The following is a 2,556-nucleotide window of genomic DNA, read 5'->3' as shown; positions in this document are numbered from 1 at the left end:
GCCTCAGCCTCACCCTCGAACCGGCGGAGCTCGGCCGCGTCGAGGTCGCGGTGGAGCGCAGCGGGGCCGAGGCGCATGTCAGCCTGCGCGCCGAGCGGCCGGAGACCCTCGCGCTGCTGCAACGCGACCGCGCCGAGCTCGAGCGCGCGCTCTCCGATGCCGGGCTGTCCGGCGGCGCGGGCGGCGGGCCCAGCCTGTCCTTCGGCCTGGGCGGCGAAGGCGGCGCCACGCGCGACCAACGCGGTGGCGGCCAGCCGGGCCGCAGCGGCCCGCAGCCTGCCGAGCCGACCGCTGTCCTTCCCCTGCAGGCCGCGGGACCGCGCAGCCTGATCGACCTCGCAGTCTGACGGAGACCGCCACGCCATGAGCGGCAGCATCGCCCCCACCTCCGCGACCGGCACGAGCGCGCCCGGCACGCGATCCGCCACCGCCGGCCCGCGTCTCTCGGCCGATCTCGGCACCTTCCTGACGCTGCTGACCACGCAGCTGCGCAACCAGGATCCCACCAAGCCGATGGACACCGAGACGCTGACCCAGCAGCTCGTGCAGTTCGCGACGGTGGAGCAGCAACTGCAGTCCAACCAGACGCTGGATCGCCTGCTGGCGCTGCAGCAGGCAGGCCAGCTGGCGGAAACCGCGCCGCTGATCGGCCGCCGCGTGGTGCTGGAGACCGACACGCTGCCGCTGCAGGACGGCCGCGCGGAGGTGGTGCTGCCCGCCGCCGGCCGCGCCCGCCGCGCCGTGGTGGAGGTTCAGGATTCCGCCGGCACCGCGCTGCGCAGCGAGACGGTGACGCTCGGCGCCCAGCCCACGCGCTGGTCCTGGGACGGTCGGGACGGCCGCGGCACGGCACGGCCCGACGGCACCTACCGCGTCGTGGTGACCGGCCGTGCGGAGGACGGCACCGCCGTGCCGGTGGCGGCCTCCGTCGCCGGGCGCGTCACCGGCGCCGCGCGCCTCGACGGCCAGCTGATGCTGCGACTGGGCGGCGCGACGGTCGGCTTCGACAGGCTGCGCGAACTTCCCTCCGGCGGTTAACCCGCGCGTTACCGCTCCCCCGGCAGAAGCTGCCGGCCGGCAGGTCTGGTGCGGCGGGGACGGCAGGATGCAGGGCGCAGGACGCGCAACGGGCGGATCGCGATGGGCGACTTGATCGCGCAGCTGCGCGGCTTCGGCCCGCTGCGGCTGGCGGCGATGGCCGGGGTCGGCCTCGCGGTGCTCGGGCTGCTCGCTTTCCTCGCTCTGCGCGCGGCGGAGCCGCCGATGGCGCTGCTGTATGGTGACCTCGACCAGCGCGACGCCGCACAGGTGGTCGCCGCTCTGGAACGCCAGCGCATCCCGCACCGCATCGCAGCCGGCGGCACGCAGGTGCTGGTGCCGGAAGCCGATGTGCCGCGCGTGCGCCTGCTGCTGGCGCGGGACGGGCTGCCGGCCGGCGGCTCGGTCGGTTACGAGATCTTCGACCGCGGCGAATCCCTCACCACCACGCCCTTCCAGCAGGACGTCAACCGCCTGCGCGCTCTGGAGGGCGAGCTGTCCCGCACCATCCGCGGCCTCAACGGGGTGCGGCAGGCGCGCGTGCACCTGGTGCTGCCGCGCCGCGAGCCCTTCTCGCGCGAGCGGGGGGAAGCGCAGGCCAGCGTCGTGCTGACCATGAACGGCGCGCAGCGGCTGGACCGCGAGGGCGTGCAGGCGGTGCTGCACCTCGTCTCCACCGCCGTGCCGGGGCTGCGACCGCAGAACGTCTCCATCGTGGACAGCCGGGGCGAGCTGCTGGCGCGCGGCGGCCAGGCGCTGTCGGGTCCCGCCGCCGCGCAATCCGCCGACGAGCTGCGCCGCAGCCAGGAACTGCGCCTGGCGCGCGCGGTGGAAGACCTGCTGGAGCGCATCCTCGGCCCCGGCCGCGTGCGCGCCGAAGCGGCCGTCGAGCTGGATTTCGACCGTGTGCAGACCGTGGAGGAGCGGTTCGACCCGGAGAACCAGGTTCCGCGCAGCACGCAGTCCACGACCGAGACCAGCCGCAGCAGCGAGCCCGGCAACGTCTCCGTCGCCAACCAGCTGCCCGGCGGCGGCGCGGAGGCCGGCGGCAACCGCACCGAGCAGTCGCGGCAGGAGGAGACGACCAACTTCGAGATCGGCCGCCTGACGCGCAACACCACGCGCGAACAGCCGGCGCTGCGCCGCGTCTCCGTCGCCGTGCTGGTGGACGGCGTGTGGGAACCGGTCGCCGGCGGCCCGCCGCGCTGGCGCGAACGCAACGCGGATGAGCTGGCGCGCATCACCGCGCTCGCTCGCTCCGCCGTCGGCTTCGACGAACGGCGCGGCGACCGTGTGGAGGTGGTCAGCCTGCGCTTCGCCGAGCCGCCACCGGCCGATGCGGCGCCGGACGGCTTCGTCATCCTGGGCCAGACCGTGCCGCCGGCGCTGATGGGGCGCATCGTGGAGAGCGCGATCCTGGCGCTGGTGGCGCTGGCCGCCATCCTGCTGATCGGCCGCCCGATCGTCGGCCGCCTGGGCGTGGCGCTGGCGCCACCGCCGGCGCTCGCCGCGGCCGGT

The 2,556-nt window shown here is 75.6% G+C and carries 3 protein-coding genes; all 3 read left to right on the top strand.

Features of this window, described 5'->3' with window-relative positions; all coding sequences use genetic code 11:
- On the top strand, positions 1–347 hold a 347-nt coding region (locus tag OZN99_RS29485; protein WP_270938780.1), incomplete at its 5' end, for a flagellar hook-length control protein FliK.
- Positions 348–363: 16 nt separating this feature from the next.
- Positions 364–1,038: a flagellar hook assembly protein FlgD gene (locus OZN99_RS29480; RefSeq protein ID WP_270938779.1), complete on the top strand. Its 675-nt coding sequence runs from the start codon at positions 364–366 to the stop codon at positions 1,036–1,038.
- A 102-nt stretch (positions 1,039–1,140) separates the two neighbouring features.
- Positions 1,141–2,556 (top strand): flagellar basal-body MS-ring/collar protein FliF (fliF, locus tag OZN99_RS29475; RefSeq protein ID WP_270938778.1); only part of this gene is annotated, 1,416 nt, incomplete at its 3' end.

The organism is Falsiroseomonas oryzae (assembly GCF_027856955.1).
GTDB lineage: Bacteria > Pseudomonadota > Alphaproteobacteria > Acetobacterales > Acetobacteraceae > Falsiroseomonas > Falsiroseomonas oryzae.
This window is presented reverse-complemented; position numbering and strand designations above follow the sequence as displayed.

Excerpts from the sequence above, each read along its gene's own strand:
- OZN99_RS29480 (WP_270938779.1), top strand. The coding sequence starts at position 364 with ATGAGCGGCAGCATCGCCCCCACCTCCGCGACCGGCACGAGCGCGCCC.